Here is a 16,568-nt window from a genome sequence, read left to right as displayed (position 1 = left end):
TAGCTTTGTAAACACTTACATTAATAAATTTGATAGCTTTACGAGGGGAGTTAGTAAACGATATGAATATGAGCGGGAGCCAGATAGACCTTAATGCATTGACACTTCGGCAAAAAATCGGTCAGATGATCCTCTGTGGTTTTGAAGGCACGGGTATGACGGAAGACTTGGAGAGCTTTATTGAACAAAACCATATAGGCGGGGTCATTTACTTCGCTCGTAATGTAAAGGATACCCAGCAAGTTGCTCAGTTATCCGAGCAGCTCCAGCAAGTTGCAAAGAGATCTCAGAATCTACCGTTATGGATATCGATCGATCAAGAGGGCGGCATGGTGGCTCGCTTGACTGAGGGCGTGGCGCTAATGCCAGGGCAGATGGCAATAGCTGCGGGAGCTATTGAAGCAACTGACGGTTCAAAATCTGCTTATGAGTCGTCCTTCATTTCAGGGCAGGAACTTCGAACGCTGGGCGTTAATATGAACTTCGCACCTGTTCTGGATGTGAATAATAATCCGGATAATCCCGTTATCGGCGTTCGATCATTCGGGGAGTCTCCGGAACTTGTCGCTAAATTTGGTCGTCAGTCGATGCAAGGTTATCAGGATGCTGGGGTCGTTGCAACAGCCAAGCATTTCCCGGGTCATGGTGATACGAACGTGGATTCACATCTGGATTTACCAACGGTCGAGCATTCGGAAGCGCGTATTCGTGCGGTTGAAATAGTGCCTTTCGTTGAATCGATTAAGAATGGCGTGGATGCTATTATGTCAGCGCACATTTATTTCCCCGCTTTGGAATCGGCTAAGCTGCCTGTTACTCTTTCGAAGTCGGTACTTACTGGATTGCTCCGTGAAGAGCTCGGCTTTGAGGGAGTTATCATGACCGATTGCATGGAAATGAACGCGATCTCCGAGCATTACGGCACAGCGCCGGCGGCTGTCATGGCGGTCGAAGCGGGGGCTGATCTCGTGCTGATCAGCCACAGCCGCGACCGCCAGCTCGCGGCCATCACCGCGCTGGAGCGTGCGGTGCAAGAAGGGCGGATTACCGAAGCGCGTATTGACGCTTCGGTCGCCCGTTTACTCGCGCTCAAGGAGCGGCGCGGCTTGTTTGAAGCGCGGCCGAGTGCGGCGGCCGCGGATGAGGTTGGGACCGCGGCGCACCGCGCGGTCGCCCAGCGCCTCAGCGAGGCGAGCATCACGCTCGTCAAAGACGAGCAGAGGCTGCTCCCGCTGAAGCGGGTGAAGACGCTCGCGATCACCGTGGCCGCAGCTGTTTCGTCGGGTGTCGACGAAACATACGCGGGCCCCGCGAGCTTGGGGGCTGCGCTGGCCGAGCACGGCCTGGTCGTGCTCGATCGCGTGCTGCCGCTGCCGGAGGTGGCAGCGAGCAGCGATGGGCTGCTCGCCGAGGCGCAGCAGGCGGAGCAGATCGTCATCGGGACGTACAACGCCCGATTCCATCCGGCGCAGGTCGAGCTGGTGCGTGCCCTGCAGGCGCTCGGCAAGCCGCTTGTCGTCGTCGCTCTGCGAGTGCCTTACGATTTGCTGGAGCTGCCGGAAATTTCAACCTTCGTCGCGGCATATGAGAGCCGGCCGCTTGCTCTGCAAAGCGCGGCCAAGTGTTTGCTGGGTCAGCTTACTCTGCAAGGCAGACTGCCGGTCTCGCTCGGTCTAGACTATCCTGCAGGATGGAAATGGGAAGGTGGTTTGTGATGCTTCGTTCCTTATTGAATCAAACGTCTCTGACGGTTGCTGGAATCATGTCAGGTACTTCCCTCGACGGCATTGACGTCGCGCTTGTTCGAATTGATGGCTGCGGCGTTGACGCGAAGGTCGAGGTGCTCCACTTTGAGAGCTTTGCCTATGAAGATGAATTACGGGAAAAGCTCAAAGAATTATGTTCCACCGAACATTCCGATGTGTCTTTGCTATGCGGGATGAACTTCGCGATAGCGGAACGCTTTGCCGATGCAGTGTTACGTGCGGCGGCAGCAGCTAATATCCCCATGGAGCAAATTGATCTCATCAGTTCTCATGGGCAGACGGTTTGGCACATTCCTGTAGCGGATGAAGCAAATCCATTTCTGCCGAAATCAACCCTGCAAATCGGTGATTTATCCGTCCTTGCTAAGCGGACTGGAAGACCTGTTGTTGGCGATTTCCGTACAGCGGATATGGCGGTTGGCGGTCAAGGTGCACCGCTTGCGCCTTACGGGGACTTTATTATGTTCCGGCACGAGGAAAAGGGACGTATTCTCCAAAATATCGGCGGGATTGGCAATTGCACAGCCATTCCAGCTTCCGCATCGACCGATGCTCATCGTCTTATCGCCTTTGATACGGGACCAGGCAATATGATTATGGACCAAGTTGTTTTTGAGCTTTCACAAGGCCGGTTGACTTATGATGCGAATGGCGCGTGGGCCTCTATTGGCTTTGTAGATGAAGAACTGCTTAATAGCATGTTGGCACATTCTTACTTCAAACTCCCTCCACCCAAAACGACGGGGCGTGAGCTGTTTGGTAAAGCATATGCCTCTTCTTACTTGTCGACTGCCCTTGAGCGAGGATTACCTCCAGAAGATATTGTGGCGACTGCGACTTCATTTACCGCTCATTCCATCGCCCGTGCTTATAACGACTTCGTTTTCCCAGAGTATACCATTGCGGAAGTGATTGTAAGCGGTGGCGGTGCGCACAATCAAACGCTGCTCGGAATGCTCCGAGAGCTGCTTCCGGAGCAATCCATTCTTACATCGGATGAACTTGGCTTATCGGGTGATGCCAAAGAAGCTGTCCTCTTTGCCTTGCTGGGCAACGATTGGATTCATGGCATGCCTAATAATCTGCCGTCCGCTACCGGAGCTGAGCGGCCTACGATCATGGGCAAGTTAGCCTTGCCATAGATGAGCAATTTCCGATGGTACTTTTGGGAGGGCGAGAAGAGATGAAAAGAAGCGAGATCACGAGGGCTCAAGAGCGCACAGCAGAAGTGCTGAAGCTCAGCGGTATTTTGCTTACAGACAACGAAATCAGGAATATTGAAGTGGCTGGTTTTGGGCTGAATCAATTGGAAGTTCAAGGGCTTGAATTAATTACCTATGTGAACACGGATCGTTATTGTGCCAAAGAATTAGTTCTGTTCCCAGGTCAAACATGCCCGGAGCATTTACATCCGCCTATCGACGGTGATCCTGGTAAAATGGAGACTTTTCGCTGCCGTTCAGGAAGCGTCTTGCTCTATGTAGAGGGAGAAGCGGCTTCTAACCTCAAAGCCATAATTCCTGCTGGGAGTGAGGCTTATTATACCGTTTTTCACGAGATTGAATTACATCCTGGTGAACAATATACGATCGAACCTGGCATTAAACACTGGTTTCAAGCAGGGGATCAAGGCGCAGTTGTTTCTGAATTTTCCAGCACTAGCCGGGATGAGTATGACATCTTTACCGACCCCCGAATCGAGCGGATACCCGTTATTGAAGAAGAGTAAGCAGTGAAGCTTTCTCAGAATGCATCCGTAGAGATTTTGGCAAGCTTTTGAATAATCTGGTCCACTTTATGAATATGCTGCGACATCTTCTCCGCTGCAAGCTGCTCATCTTTCGTCTCGATGGCATCAACGATGTCACGATGTTCATGAAGGAGCTTCTCAGCGGAAGCACGTTCAGCAAAAAACCATAGACGGCGAGAAGCCTTCATACTTTGCTGCAACCGCTCGGTTAATGACTCCATCATCCCGATCATGAGGGAATTGTGGGAGGCATTGGCGATTTCTAGGTGAAAGCGAATATCGGCTTGCTCGCTTTCTTCTTCATTTTCAAGTGAAGCTTCCATCGTGCTGAGGATTTGTCTGAGCGCCGTCAAATTTTCTTCGGTACGGCGACTTGCAGCTAACGAAGCACAACCCGCCTCTATGAATCTCCGCACCTCCTGCACTTCCTGCAGCGTTTGGCCTTGATCGAAGAGGCTGCTGCTGTCTATTGGCAAAGGGTTCGTAACGAAGGTGCCTCCGCCATGTCGAATATCTACCCACCCGATTGCCTTTAATCCGCTAAGCGCTTCTCTAATCGTCGAACGCCCAACCTGAAAGCTGGCTGCAAGTTCAACAACAGTTGGAAGTTTCGAACCTGGTGCATAAGTACCTGTTTCGATTTGCATTTTTATTTGCTGAAGCACGATTTCCGAGCCCTTTTGCGGTCGAATCTGCTGAAATGTCATATAATTCCCCCATAAAGTATCTATACATCTATTCAATCATAAGTTAAAATAGAAAAAAAGTCATCTGATCACATGATCAATCGTGTTGAAATAAATGATTTGTCCCATGGGAGGTAGTTATGCTTGACAGCCGAGTAAGACAAAAACTGCAGGATATTGTAGGCGAGGCATTTTTCAAAGATGATATGGAATCTCTTGTTACGCATTCTTACGATGGAACACCTATGCTCCAAGCACTGCCTGAAGGTGTGATCTATCCCAAAGATACGGCGCAGGTATCTGCGATTATGAAGGTGTTAAATGAGCATCGCATTCCGCTGGTCAGCAGAGGTTCAGGCACAAATCTTTGCGGCGGAACGGTCCCCGTTCAAGGGGGCATCGTGATGGTCATGCATCGCATGAATGCGATACTCGACATTGATTTGCAAAACTTAACGGCAACGGTTCAGCCGGGTATCATTACGAAGCAATTCATAGAGCATATTGAAAATCTTGGCTTATTTTATCCACCAGATCCAAGCAGTATGTCGATCTCGACGATAGGTGGAAATATAGCAGAATGCTCCGGAGGTCTTCGCGGCTTAAAATACGGTACCACCAAAGATTATGTGATCGGATTAGAATGTGTCCTAGCCTCAGGCGAAATTATGCGTACTGGCGGGAAATTGATGAAGGACGTGGCCGGCTATGATTTAACGAAGCTGCTCATTGGCTCTGAGGGTACATTAGCCGTCATTACCGAAGCAACGCTTAAGCTAATACCGCCTCCCAAATATAAGAAAACGATGCTTGCCATGTACAAAGACTTATATGGAGCAGCTCGTACGGTATCCAAAATCATAGAAAATCGCATCATTCCGGCTACCTTAGAATTCATGGATAACCCAACGATTCGCGTAGTAGACGATTTCGCCAAATTGGGACTTCCGCTCGATATGGCAGCTATTTTGTTAATCGAACAGGATGGAGATATGGAAACCGTTGAGCGGGATATCGAACGGATCTCGGAAATTTGCCGCGAGGAGCTGGCGGATGAAGTCAGCATTGCGAGCAATCAAGAGGAAGCCCTTAGGCTGTTAACAGCAAGGAGAAGCGCCTTTACCGCACTCGCTCGTTTACGCCCAACAACGATATTAGAGGATGCGACGGTTCCACGCTCTAAGATTGCTGATATGGTCCTAGAAATCAATCGCATAGCCGAGAAGCATCGCGTCCAAATTTGTACCTTTGGACATGCAGGAGATGGCAACCTTCATCCAACCGCGACGACAGATGCTAGGGATCACGAAGAAATACATCGTGTTGAACTCGCTTTCGAAGAAATATTTGAAGCGGCCATCGGGATGGGAGGGACGATTACTGGTGAGCATGGCGTTGGTTTAGTGAAAGCACCTTTCTTGGAATGGAAGGTAGGAAGTGCCGGAATCGCCATGATGAAAGGGATTAAGGAAGTCTTCGATCCTCACCATCTTTTAAATCCAGGTAAAATGTTTGCTAAAGAGTCCAGACGCAGGGTGGTGATTGATCGTGGCTAAGCTTCCAGCAGCAACACTTCAAGAAACACTGATACAGAAGCTGGACTATGAACAGTTAACCAATTGTATGCGCTGTGGTTTTTGTCTGCCTGCTTGTCCCACATTCAAGGAGACCGGCGTGGAAGCCGAATCCCCTCGTGGACGAATTTCACTTATGAAAGCGGCCGTGGATGGCATTATGGAGCCAGGTATCAGTTTCGAAGACCAAATGAACCATTGCCTGGGATGCCGCGCTTGTGAACCAGCCTGTCCAGCAGATGTGAAATATGGACAGTTAATTGAGCAGGCACGTGATGCGATTGAGACGCACACGAAGCAGCACAGATGGTGGGTAAGCGGTGTACGCAAGATCGTATTCAAAGAGCTATTCCCTCATCAAAAAAGGATGAGTTTGTTGGGATCAGGCCTTCATTTCTATAAGAAATCAGGGTTGCAAACGATCGTTAGGAAAACGGGCGCTGTAAAGGCATTTTCCAAGCACTTGTCCGATATGGAAAAGATACTCCCTGACGCCTCCAGCAAAGGGATCGTAGAGCAATTGGGTACCTACATTCCGGCAAAAGGGGAAAAGATTGCTACGGCTGGCATGTTCCGCGGCTGTTTAATGGATGTTTTGTTTACCGAAACGAATATCAAAACGGTAAAACTGCTTTCCGAAGCGGGATTTGACGTTGTCATTCCAGAGACACAGAATTGCTGCGGGGCCCTTCATGCACACAGCGGTGAGAGTGATCAAGCCAAAGCTATGGCCAAGAATAACATTCGCGCTTTCCAAGAGGCCGGTGTCGATTATATCGTGTCCAATGCGGGTGGCTGCGGTGCCATTCTAGTGGAGTATGATCATTTGCTTCATGAAGAGCCGGAGTGGAAGGAATCCTCATCTTGGTTCGCTGCGAGAGTGAAGGACATCAGCACGATTCTTGTAGAGCAAGGACGTCCACTTCAGTTCGCAGAAACTATTGATGATGGAGCTTCCACTCGCATTACGTATCAGGACTCTTGTCATCTACGCAATGTCATGAAAGGCAGCAATCCTTCCAGACAGCTTCTGAAAGAGGTAGGCAACGTTGCCTTTATTGAAATGAAAGATGCAGGCTCCTGCTGTGGTTCAGCCGGTATCTATAATGTCACTCAGCCCGTTATGGCGAATCAAATTCTTGAACATAAAATGGAAAATGTGAACGCTACTGCCGCTCAGTATCTGGTTACAAGCAACCCTGGCTGCTTGCTGCAAATGAAGCTGGGTATTGAAAAGCACGGGCAAAAAGACCGCATGGAGGCCGTCCATATTGCCGACTTTTTATATGATAGAGTCGTGAAGAAGTAAGTGCAAGTTAAACACAAATTGAGCCATTAACTTGAGCTAGTTCATCTAGTTCGAAATAATGGCTCTTTTTATTTGTTATTGTTTCATTCTAACTACACGGAGGAGATCTATAATATAATAAAACTCAAGTCGAGTGATCTATCTTGCAGCTTTTTTACGTTATCATGATGGGGGCGTGCGCTTATGAATATTTTAGTTACTGGGGGAGCGGGTTTTATTGCTTCACATATTGTCGATCAACTGATCATTTCGGGGCATCACGTACATATTTTTGATAATTTATCTACAGGTCGTAAAGAGAATTTGAATCCCCTTGCTGTCTTCCATCAGGGAGATTTGTTAGATAACGGATTAACAGAGGCATTCACCGCTGCACGCCCAGAAGTCGTGATTCATCATGCTGCACAAATCGATGTTCAGACCTCGCTTTCTAATCCATTACTAGACGCTAAGATCAACATTCTCGGAACCCTTGCCGTCTTGGAACAATGCAGGGAGCATGGTGTTCGAAAGCTGATTTACGCTTCATCCGCAGCTGTATATGGAACCCCACAATATTTAGGTGTTGATGAGAATCATCCGATCAAGCCGCTATCCTTCTATGGCATTTCTAAACATACACCAGAACACTATATAGAGAGCTTTTCTTCTCTTTACGAGCTGGATTATACGATTTTGCGTTATGCGAACGTATATGGGATTAGACAGGATCCAAAAGGTGAGGGAGGCGTAGTCTCCATTTTCGTAGATAAGCTTCTAGCGGGTAAACAACCATTGATTTTTGGTGATGGGGAGCAAACCAGAGATTTTATTTATGTGAAAGATATCGTTCACGCAAATATGGCCGCACTGAGTAAGGGCAGCAGAGGGATATACAATATCAGTTGGAACGAGCAGACGAGTGTTAACGCCCTTCTTAAGGAAATGTGTGACATCAGCGGGATGAGCTTCAATCCCACCTACGCACCTTCTCGAGCAGGAGATATCGTTCACAGCCGATTGGATAATCGCGCTGCGCTTGCCGGTTTGGATTGGAGTCCGGTATATACATTAAGAAGTGGCTTGCAAGAGACCTTTGACTATTACAAAGAACAAAATTCGTTATAACTAGTTGACTATTTCCGTATAACCATTAGGTGCGTCTATATGTAAAAACTTTAGTTTACGGGCTTCTCTACCAGGGGAGCTCTCTTTATTTAAATGGATGGAAAATACGGTCAAGCCCTTCTTTTGTTCCTTTCGAAGACTGTCCACTCTTGTTTTCATCCACAAATCCTCTTTCCAATTCGCCCTCCAGTCCTCCCATAACAAACCATCAATATAAGGCAGCGCATAGTCGAGTGAATCAAAGCCGCGATTCTGAATCATGGAAAGCTCGGGGTATTGGTCGCTCACGTCTTGAAGGAAAGAACGGTAAGCTTCTCTTGTTAGGGTTTGAGTATTTGCATCTTGAATCCAGTCATCGATATCCCCAACTGTATCCAGGAACATTCCGTCCAAACCTTTGTCTGAGATAGAAGTTTTGATTTCTGACAATAGCAGTTGGCGGTAATGAGATTGCCGCAAGTCCATCAAATAAGAGTCCCATTGCTTGAAATAGATACGTTCGCCATGCTTCAATAAATAGTCCGAGGACAGAAGCTCTTTCACACGAAGCTTGTTCCAGGCAGGGGTTTCCATAACGCTTATATAACCTATAACGATAGTGCCCTTGGATTGAATGTCTTGTATCTGCACCTTTGAGAACAATTGAGGTTCAATAATAATAAGATCCTTGGTCTTTAAATGAATGATTGCTTGTTCAGTAGGTGCACCATAGTAGAGGGAGTAGTCTTTCACATTTTGAAAAGGACCAGAAGCTTGGACTTGCTTCTTGAATGGGAAAGAAAAAAAGACCATGGAGACGATAATGGCAGCTGTTACCTGAGATGTCTTCATCGCTTTTCACGGACCTTCCTGAAATTTGGATTAGCTTCATTATATGATAAAATACAACCTATAAACATTCAAACTTATCGTTTAACATACGTAGATTTATGAAAATCTGTAGCTAGATAAATGTAAGGAGTTGACAGCCATGAATCGCCTAGCTATCGTGGACGACGATAATGTCCTACTACACATTTTACAGGATTTATTCGAAGTGAGAGGTCTTCAGGTATCTGCCTTCAATGACCCTATTGCTGCTTTAAAATCGATAAAGGAATTAAAACCGGATGCTGTTCTGTCTGATGTTCTTATGCCGAATTTAACTGGATTTGAACTATGTCGAGAGCTTCGCTCGGACAAATCATTTGCAAAAACCCCCATCTTTCTAATGAGTGCGAAGCATTCCATCGGTGAATTATCGAAGTCAATGATGGCTGGAGCCGATGAGTATATTATTAAGCCTTTTCAAATAGATGATATCTATGAGCATTTGAAACAATTTTATAGGAAGAAAAATAACCCCATCATTATCAAACCTTTGGATAGTTAAAGTTTGGAGGATACGTATTGATTTTTCGACAAAAACCGAAGCTGGTTAGCCTGGTGTGAACTGGCTTTTTTTCTGGCCGTTCTATGTATTATCCATATGGTATACAACGTTGATTGGTTGAATTGGTCACCCAATCCATTTTTATTTGTTATTCTTTACTTTTCGCTCCGCTATGGAACACGCATAGGTGCAGCCTCGGCGGTTGGAGCAAGCTTGCTGCATATCTTAACGTACCACCAGATTAACGGTGATTTATATGGTCTGTTTGACCGATGGGATCAGGCGAAATGGTTCGTGTGTTATTGGGGAATCGCTTTATTCGTAGGTCACGTTTCCTCCGATTTACGTTTTCGATATGCCATTCTGGCGGATGAATTTGAGGACAATAAGCAGCAGCTAGCGAAAATGGATAGCAGTTATCATGATCTTCTCTTTGTTAAGAAAGCCTTGGAAACGAAGGTAGTCGGTGCTCAAGAAAGCATGTATACCCTCTATAAAATTGCCAAGGCATTAGATTCCGAAGATTCGGAAATTATTTTCACGGATGCTGTGCGCTTATGCAAAGATTTAATTCAGGCGGGATCCATCGTCATCTATCGAATGAGTCCAGGCGGCGATGTGCTGAGGCTGAAAGTCTATTACGGTGCAGAAACACATTATCCGTCCACCGTATTCCTAGATCAACCATCCTTGTATTACCAAGTATGTACGGAGAAAACGATTCAAATGAGACCGGAGGGAGAATCGGCAGATATCCCTATACTTGCAGGACCTCTTCTGGATGAGAACAAGCAAATTATAGGCATTATAGGTTTGAACGGGCTTGATTTTGTTGCCTTGAACAAGCATACGATAGACCTGTTTCGACTTATTCTCACTTGGATGGGCGAGAGCTGCGTGAAAGCGTTCCAGAAGGAACAGAAGTTGAATGAACAGCGTTATTTTCCCAATACCCGGGTAATGAAGCCGGATTATTTCTACGCCAAACTAAATGAAGAAACGATACGGGCAACTGATTTTGCCCAAAATTTCCTACTGCTGCAGATTCCAATCGAGTTTAGCCAAATGGATGAGACAGATGCGCTGATAGAAATCAATGGCTTGACACAGCAGATGCTGCGTGATGAAGATGCGATGGCCTACGACTCATTCCGCGGAGAGCTGTTATTTTTACTTCCCGCCACGTCTCCAGAGCTGGCATCACGTATTGAAGACAGGATTAGGGATCGTTTCAATAGGGGGGCCTCAGAATGAGAGTCTCTAGGAATGTCCGGCATTTTGATGTTTCTCCTCACGCATGGCTTGCCGTGGCAGTCAGTCTACTATTTGCTGTGATAGACGCACTGCAGATCATTGCGCTTTCTTTTCATTGGTTTAGCTTGCTGCTCCATCTCGTCCTTGTGCTCATTTATAATAGGCTGCTCCATATCATCTCCTTCCGAATTGAAGATCGACTAAGTGCCGGGTGGGTGCAAACCATTATTCTTTTCTTTCCTGGGGTTGGATTTCTGGTTGGATCATTTGTCTTCTTAGGATTGTTGCTTTTTCGCTTTCGGCACGACTTTTACGAGGAATATGAGAACTACGTCTATTATTCTCCGCAATCGATGGAAAGCTATAACATTAATGTGGAAGCAGAAGCGAACCGTTTGCCATTCCGGGAAATCCTGATGTCAGGCGAGCCTGTGGGCAAGAAGGAGGCTTTATTTTCTCTCCTCCAATATGAAGGCAACAATAAAGTGCAATTGTTTAACGAAGCCCTGCGCAATGATGATCCCGAAGTTGTTCATTATGCAGCGACTAGCTTGAACTATTTAAATGAGCAATATATACGAAGTATCAAGAAATGGACCTTACTTCTGCAGCAGGACGATAAAAGCTGGGAGACATGGAAAGAACTATTGGAAACCTACCGACTTTATTTGGGAAGCCATTTATTGACGGAAGAGCTCGCTCTGGAAGTAAGACAGACGTTCAAACAATGGATCGGACAGGGACTTTCTCAATTTCCCGATGAGCCCCGATTTATTGCAGAGCTATGTAATCTGGCACGAATGGAAAAGGATTACAAGACGGCCATTCGCCTCGCTGGGCAGCTTTCCCATATAGGAGATTATCGCTATATGATTTATTTAACTCAAGCAGAAAAAATGTATGCAGAAGGAAAACTAAGCGAACTTAGTCTATTTGCACAGCAATGGTTGGACAGCAGCATTGAGGTTCCAGACGAGCATCTGCCTGCGATCCAATTTTGGAAGGAGCTGAAGGAACAAGGTGTCCCGCAAGCTGATCATCTTTACGTGCGTTATCGTTAGTGTGCTGCTGCTCGGTGTCGGGCTGCAAACCGTACGAACCATCGACTTCTTTCCTTTATCTCCAGCAAGAAATGTGTATCAAGAGGCACAGTTCGCGGTGAAGAGCTCGGTCCAATCATCCGCAGCAGGTGATAAACTCAGTCTGTATATGTATACAAATCCTAAAGATTCAGAAGGCAATAAGGTCAAAGTCAACCTACAGACAGCACTGGGGCTTGCCAAATTGCAGGCGGATTCCATAACGGCCGACGAATTGAGGACAATTAAACCAAGACCGTGGACTGTCATTCTACTCACTGGTGAAGATATAAGCGAACTGGATCAGACCGTTATTCAGTCCTATTTGAATGAAGGCGGTCGGCTTCTTGCCTATACGCGTTTCTATGCTCCAGAATGGAATGACATGCTGGGGATAGAAAGTAATAACGGATTCATTGAAAGAACGATACATGGCATAGAAGTCAACCAAACCGTATTTCCCGGCTATCCTAATCTTCCGGCAAGCAATGCGCTATTTTCAAACAGTATGTTGGATATTAAGCTTAAGCCGCAGGTTAACATTTATTTATCGGCCGAAGGAACGCCTATGCTCTGGAAAAATAACTATGGACAGGGGAGCGTCGTGTTCTGGAACTCAACCAGCAGTATCCAGAAGGTAGGTCGAGGGCTTATGGTTCAATCCATTGGTCTGGCTCTAGACAGCCTGGTAACTTCACAAGTGGCAGTACGAAGTCTGAATATTGACGATTTCCCGTCCCCCGTTCCGCTTGTTGTTAATCCGCTTATTCATCAGGAATACGGACTAAGCACATCAGACTTCTATCAACGCATTTGGTGGGCAGATATGGCGCGTTTCGCTAAGATCTATAGGTGGAAGTATACGGGACATATGATTGGGGATTATCAAAATCAGACGAGTGCCCCCTTTCCTTCACTACTGGACAACTCCCCAAAGATTCTGCCATATTTTGGCTCTAAATTGTTAGGTCTAGGTGGTGAGATTGGTCTGCATGGCTATAATCACCAATCTCTTGTCACTGCCAAGGAGCCAATCGACCCTAATCTGGGCTATGTTCCTTGGCCTGATAAGGCTTCCATGGTTGAAAGTCTACAGCGTATGGTAGAGCTCTCGAAAGGCTTATTTCCTGGACATGAGTTTAAAACGTATGTGCCTCCTTCCAACGTGCTGAACAAGACGGGTAAGGAAGCGCTGGCTGAAGCCGTACCTTCCATTGAGATTATTGCGTCCCTTTACTACGTAGGAGAAGAAGAGGGCTTTCTCGAACAAGAATTTGGTGTGGATCGTGAATTTCCACGGTTTACGAATTTTCCTCGTATATCCTCAGGCTACCTACTAGATGATGGCGCTAAATTTTTTGCCAATGATGTCATTGCTAATTTTGGAATGGTGAATCATTTTGTTCATCCGGATGATGCGCTGGATATTCAACGTTCCGGGGGTAAAGGCTGGAAATACTTGAGCGAGCAATTTGAAGCCTGGCTAGCATCACTAAATAAAAACTATGGTTATCTGGAACCTTTAACTGTTAGGGACGCCGTGAAAAAACTTCGTATTTACTCGGCCGGAAAGGTCGACGTTCATTACAGTCAAGACGTAATTACAATTACGACCAAGGATGAACTGGTCCCTATGCATTACACCGTTCGCGTGCCAGATAACCGGATACCAGAGATTTCCAAGGAAGCTGGCGTACTGACACGTATGGAGCATGCGGACGGACTTTGGCATTTGGAGGCTCATCAACCTACTGTGACCCTACAATTGAAGGAAATGAAGCCATGAAAATCGCATTGTTAGTGGAAGGAAGTTACCCTTACGTGTCAGGTGGGGTAGCCAATTGGATTCAGATGTTGGTCTCAGCAATGCCAGAGCATGAATTTGAAATCATCGCGATTTCTTCATCTCGTAAAGAGGCCTCAAGCTATAAATACAAGCTTCCGCCCAATATTTCAGGCATTCATGATGTTTTCATGATGGATTACCTGAATCAAGAAGAGGGTAAGCCTCCACGATTAACCAAGAAAGAGGCTGCATCCTGTCTGGAGTGGTTTGCTTTTCAAAAAAATTCCGAGCAATCTATTCCCTGCATTGCTGATCCTAATAAGCTGGGAAATCCGATTAGCTTTATGAAAAGTGAAATATTTTGGGATTTCCTGGTTGCTTCCTATGAGCAAGAAATGCCGAATCATTCGTTTAATAGCTATTTCTGGACGTGGAGATCCATGTACCTCCCTGCCATTTATCTACTGCAGCAGTCCTATCCGGTAGCCGATGTGTATCATGCTGTTTCGACCGGATATGCTGGTTTGATCGCCACTTATCTGCGAATGAAGCATAAGAAGCCATTCCTGCTTACAGAGCATGGCGTTTACGCACGTGAACGGGAAGAAGAGATTTTGAAATCAGTGTGGGTAGATCCTCCTTTCAAAAAAAGATGGATCGCATATTTCTACCATATGTCCCAAGGTGCTTATCAGACGGCTAACCGAACCATTTCTCTTTATCAAGGTACGCAGCAAATTCAGCTTGAGCTCGGACTTCATGCTGAGAAAGCTATGATTATCCCCAATGGCATTGATTACCACAGATTGTCAGTGCTTCCAAGACATCCGAGTACCTCCGCTAAAGGGATAGTCTTCGGGGCCTTAGTACGTCTCGTACCCATTAAGGATATTAAGACGATGCTCTACGCTGTTCGGCTCGCCAGTCATGACATCCCTGACATGCGTCTTTGGATTATGGGGCCAACGGACGAAGATCCTGATTACTATCAAGAATGCGTAGCCTTAACCCGAAATCTCCATATGGAGGAGATTGTTACTTTTATGGGAAGGGTAGCGATTGACGACTATTTACCCAAGATTGATGCGCTCATACTGAGCTCGATTAGTGAAGGTCAGCCCCTGTCAGTTCTGGAAGGAATGGCCGCAGGAATACCGTGGATCTGTACGGAGGTAGGCAGCTGCCGCGAGCTGCTGGAGGGGAAGGATGAGCACGATGTCGGAATAGCCGGCTATGTCGTTCCTCCTGTTAATCCAAAAGCCATGTCTGAGGCTATGGTGAAAATGTATACACTCCCGGAAGAGCGAGCATATATGGGACAAGTAGGACGCAATCGTGTGGAGGCCTATTATCAGATTGATCATTTTATTGATGCTTATCGGCAGTTATATGATGAGGTGGTTACCTAATGGCGGGAATCGGATTTACCCTGCAGAAGTTGTTCCGCGATGACTATCTTTCACTAAGAGTTCGGGCTTATGCCTACGCTTCTTTCATCGCTGCTGGTCCTTGGATGCTATCTGTCGGTAGTATTGCTCTGATTAACTTTATGCTTGTTCAATTCGGGCATGTAGATGACGCTCAGCGTCAATTGTTTATTGTTACGGTATCGTATTGTTTCATTTTCTCGCAAATACTTTCCGGAGGCTGGCAGCTAAGTGTTACAAGGTATTTGGCAGATCATTTCTTTCAAAATCGACTAGAGGTCGTCACACCTACCTATGTTGGTATTAGTAGGATCATACTCGGTATTTCGCTCATTATTGCAGTGATTTTTTATTGGTCGTCCCCAGTATCAATGGTTTATAAAGTGACGAGCGTATTGTTATTTTTCATGATAGGACAAATTTGGCTGGCCATGGTCTTTTTAACAGCGGCTAAGGATTATAAGATTATATCCTATTCGTTTTTGGCAGGTGGACTGGTCTCGATCATCGGTGTGATTATTCTGATGAGGTACCCCATTGCTTTCGAGCAACATGAGCAGGCGACCAACATTTTAATAGGTTTTAGCTGTGGTATTCTACTTACCATGAGCATGCTAGTATTTGTGCTGCTGCGTTCGTTTCCGGCTAAAGAAGCGTCTAATCCATATGGTTTTTTACATTATGTCGATAAATATCCTTCGCTCCTTTGGGTCGGATTTCTTTATAACGCAGGCGTATGGATGCCTAACATTATCGTTTGGTTAGGACCATCCGGTGTCCGGATCGAGGAGACGTTTATGTATAGCCCCATCTACGATACCCCTGTCTTTCTGGCAAATCTTACAATTATTCCGTCACTCGTTCTGTTCGTCGTTTCCGTGGAGACGCAATTTTATGATAAATACAAAACGTTCTACGGCTATGTGACCCATGGCGGAACCCTGGAGATGATCACCAAGGCGAAGAAGCGAATGGTCGAGGTGCTCTGGCGTGAATTGTATCGTCTGACGAAGCTGCAAGGCATATTGACGCTATTTATCATTTTAATCAGTGATATGCTTTTAGAAAGGCTTGGTTTACAAGAAATCGTAATCGACATATTTAAGATGTGTGCGCTAGGAGCACTGATGAATGCCATTATGCTCATTAATATCTTAATCATGCTGTATTTCGAAGATCGCAAAGGGGCCGTCATTACCGGGGGAATCTATTTCACCTTAAATGTAATATTAACTTTCGCACTGCTGCCTCTGGGCTTCGATTATTATGGGTTTAGCTACTTTATGGCAGGGCTTGCTGCTTATAGCTGGAGCGGCTATCGATTACTGAACTTTTTGAAGCGGATCGAGGTTCATACCTTTATCTCGCAAAGCATTATTAATAAGGAAGTTCGAGGATTCTTCACCCGATTAAGTGAAAAAGCTTACTGGCGATTCTAAAAAATTGCTCGATTGAGCG

14 protein-coding genes are annotated in these 16,568 nt (G+C 46.2%); 12 read left to right on the top strand and 2 right to left on the bottom strand.

The genetic code is table 11. From position 1 onward, the window contains the following. Nucleotides 1-62: 62 nt before the first annotated feature. From nagZ to QFZ80_RS27840, 3 genes are read left to right on the top strand one after another with little or no spacing between them, the layout of a single operon-like run. Nucleotides 63-1,715 carry a beta-N-acetylhexosaminidase gene (gene nagZ, locus QFZ80_RS27850; RefSeq protein ID WP_307562071.1) on the top strand — a complete coding sequence of 551 codons (1,653 nt, stop codon included), beginning with the start codon at nucleotides 63-65 and terminating at the stop codon, nucleotides 1,713-1,715. Next, nucleotides 1,715-2,908 (top strand): anhydro-N-acetylmuramic acid kinase, encoded by a 1,194-nt coding sequence (locus QFZ80_RS27845; RefSeq protein ID WP_307562069.1) that lies wholly within the window; start codon nucleotides 1,715-1,717, stop codon nucleotides 2,906-2,908. Before nagZ ends, QFZ80_RS27845 begins: the two co-directional genes overlap by 1 nt. A 41-nt stretch (nucleotides 2,909-2,949) precedes the next feature. Then, nucleotides 2,950-3,495 (top strand): D-lyxose/D-mannose family sugar isomerase, encoded by a 546-nt coding sequence (locus QFZ80_RS27840; RefSeq protein ID WP_307562067.1) that lies wholly within the window; start codon nucleotides 2,950-2,952, stop codon nucleotides 3,493-3,495. A gap of 14 nt (nucleotides 3,496-3,509) precedes the next feature. Here QFZ80_RS27840 and QFZ80_RS27835 read toward each other — a convergent pair whose 3' ends face one another. Then, nucleotides 3,510-4,223 carry a FadR/GntR family transcriptional regulator gene (locus QFZ80_RS27835; protein ID WP_307552665.1) on the bottom strand — a complete coding sequence of 238 codons (714 nt, stop codon included), beginning with the start codon at nucleotides 4,221-4,223 and terminating at the stop codon, nucleotides 3,510-3,512. Between the two features lie 119 nt (nucleotides 4,224-4,342). Here QFZ80_RS27835 and QFZ80_RS27830 point away from each other — a divergent pair, with 119 nt between their 5' ends. The 3 genes from QFZ80_RS27830 (at nucleotide 4,343) to QFZ80_RS27820 (ending at nucleotide 8,192) form a co-directional block, all read left to right on the top strand. Then, nucleotides 4,343-5,758 carry an FAD-linked oxidase C-terminal domain-containing protein gene (locus QFZ80_RS27830; RefSeq protein ID WP_307562064.1) on the top strand — a complete coding sequence of 472 codons (1,416 nt, stop codon included), beginning with the start codon at nucleotides 4,343-4,345 and terminating at the stop codon, nucleotides 5,756-5,758. Further along, nucleotides 5,751-7,085: a (Fe-S)-binding protein gene (locus QFZ80_RS27825; protein ID WP_373460178.1), complete on the top strand. Its 1,335-nt coding sequence runs from the start codon at nucleotides 5,751-5,753 to the stop codon at nucleotides 7,083-7,085. Before QFZ80_RS27830 ends, QFZ80_RS27825 begins: the two co-directional genes overlap by 8 nt. 183 nt (nucleotides 7,086-7,268) lie before the next feature. After that, nucleotides 7,269-8,192, top strand: coding sequence for an NAD-dependent epimerase/dehydratase family protein (locus QFZ80_RS27820; RefSeq protein ID WP_307562062.1), 924 nt, complete (start codon nucleotides 7,269-7,271; stop codon nucleotides 8,190-8,192). Here QFZ80_RS27820 and QFZ80_RS27815 read toward each other — a convergent pair whose 3' ends face one another. Continuing rightward, nucleotides 8,193-9,023 (bottom strand): glycoside hydrolase family 191 protein, encoded by an 831-nt coding sequence (locus QFZ80_RS27815; RefSeq protein ID WP_307562060.1) that lies wholly within the window; start codon nucleotides 9,021-9,023, stop codon nucleotides 8,193-8,195. Nucleotides 9,024-9,162: 139 nt separating this feature from the next. Here QFZ80_RS27815 and QFZ80_RS27810 point away from each other — a divergent pair, with 139 nt between their 5' ends. The 6 genes from QFZ80_RS27810 (at nucleotide 9,163) to pelG (ending at nucleotide 16,549) form a co-directional block, all read left to right on the top strand. After that, nucleotides 9,163-9,564, top strand: coding sequence for a response regulator (locus QFZ80_RS27810; protein WP_307552673.1), 402 nt, complete (start codon nucleotides 9,163-9,165; stop codon nucleotides 9,562-9,564). 96 nt (nucleotides 9,565-9,660) lie between these two features. Next, nucleotides 9,661-10,818: a hypothetical protein gene (locus tag QFZ80_RS27805; protein WP_307562058.1), complete on the top strand. Its 1,158-nt coding sequence runs from the start codon at nucleotides 9,661-9,663 to the stop codon at nucleotides 10,816-10,818. Then, nucleotides 10,815-11,879 (top strand): tetratricopeptide repeat protein, encoded by a 1,065-nt coding sequence (locus tag QFZ80_RS27800; RefSeq protein WP_307562057.1) that lies wholly within the window; start codon nucleotides 10,815-10,817, stop codon nucleotides 11,877-11,879. Before QFZ80_RS27805 ends, QFZ80_RS27800 begins: the two co-directional genes overlap by 4 nt. Then, nucleotides 11,839-13,683, top strand: a complete 1,845-nt coding sequence (locus QFZ80_RS27795) for a DUF2194 domain-containing protein (RefSeq protein WP_307562055.1) — start codon at nucleotides 11,839-11,841, stop codon at nucleotides 13,681-13,683. The genes QFZ80_RS27800 and QFZ80_RS27795 overlap by 41 nt, the downstream gene beginning before the upstream one ends. Further along, the gene (pelF, locus tag QFZ80_RS27790; protein ID WP_307552681.1) at nucleotides 13,680-15,092 is read left to right on the top strand and encodes a GT4 family glycosyltransferase PelF; all 1,413 of its coding nucleotides are present in this window, start codon (nucleotides 13,680-13,682) and stop codon (nucleotides 15,090-15,092) included. The genes QFZ80_RS27795 and pelF overlap by 4 nt, the downstream gene beginning before the upstream one ends. Then, nucleotides 15,092-16,549, top strand: a complete 1,458-nt coding sequence (pelG, locus tag QFZ80_RS27785; RefSeq protein ID WP_307552682.1) for an exopolysaccharide Pel transporter PelG — start codon at nucleotides 15,092-15,094, stop codon at nucleotides 16,547-16,549. Before pelF ends, pelG begins: the two co-directional genes overlap by 1 nt. The last annotated feature ends 19 nt before the right edge of the window (nucleotides 16,550-16,568 follow it).

This window comes from Paenibacillus sp. V4I7 (assembly GCF_030817275.1).
In the GTDB taxonomy this organism is placed as follows: domain Bacteria; phylum Bacillota; class Bacilli; order Paenibacillales; family NBRC-103111; genus Paenibacillus_E.
This window is presented reverse-complemented; position numbering and strand designations above follow the sequence as displayed.

Excerpts from the sequence above, each read along its gene's own strand:
- QFZ80_RS27845 (WP_307562069.1), top strand. The coding sequence starts at position 1,715 with ATGCTTCGTTCCTTATTGAATCAAACGTCTCTGACGGTTGCTGGAATC.
- QFZ80_RS27840 (WP_307562067.1), top strand. The coding sequence starts at position 2,950 with ATGAAAAGAAGCGAGATCACGAGGGCTCAAGAGCGCACAGCAGAAGTG.
- pelF (WP_307552681.1), top strand. The coding sequence starts at position 13,680 with ATGAAAATCGCATTGTTAGTGGAAGGAAGTTACCCTTACGTGTCAGGT.
- QFZ80_RS27815 (WP_307562060.1), bottom strand. The coding sequence starts at position 9,023 with ATGAAGACATCTCAGGTAACAGCTGCCATTATCGTCTCCATGGTCTTT.
- QFZ80_RS27835 (WP_307552665.1), bottom strand. The coding sequence starts at position 4,223 with ATGACATTTCAGCAGATTCGACCGCAAAAGGGCTCGGAAATCGTGCTT.
- QFZ80_RS27805 (WP_307562058.1), top strand. The coding sequence starts at position 9,661 with ATGGTATACAACGTTGATTGGTTGAATTGGTCACCCAATCCATTTTTA.
- pelG (WP_307552682.1), top strand. The coding sequence starts at position 15,092 with ATGGCGGGAATCGGATTTACCCTGCAGAAGTTGTTCCGCGATGACTAT.
- QFZ80_RS27810 (WP_307552673.1), top strand. The coding sequence starts at position 9,163 with ATGAATCGCCTAGCTATCGTGGACGACGATAATGTCCTACTACACATT.
- QFZ80_RS27830 (WP_307562064.1), top strand. The coding sequence starts at position 4,343 with ATGCTTGACAGCCGAGTAAGACAAAAACTGCAGGATATTGTAGGCGAG.
- QFZ80_RS27800 (WP_307562057.1), top strand. The coding sequence starts at position 10,815 with ATGAGAGTCTCTAGGAATGTCCGGCATTTTGATGTTTCTCCTCACGCA.
- nagZ (WP_307562071.1), top strand. The coding sequence starts at position 63 with ATGAATATGAGCGGGAGCCAGATAGACCTTAATGCATTGACACTTCGG.
- QFZ80_RS27820 (WP_307562062.1), top strand. The coding sequence starts at position 7,269 with ATGAATATTTTAGTTACTGGGGGAGCGGGTTTTATTGCTTCACATATT.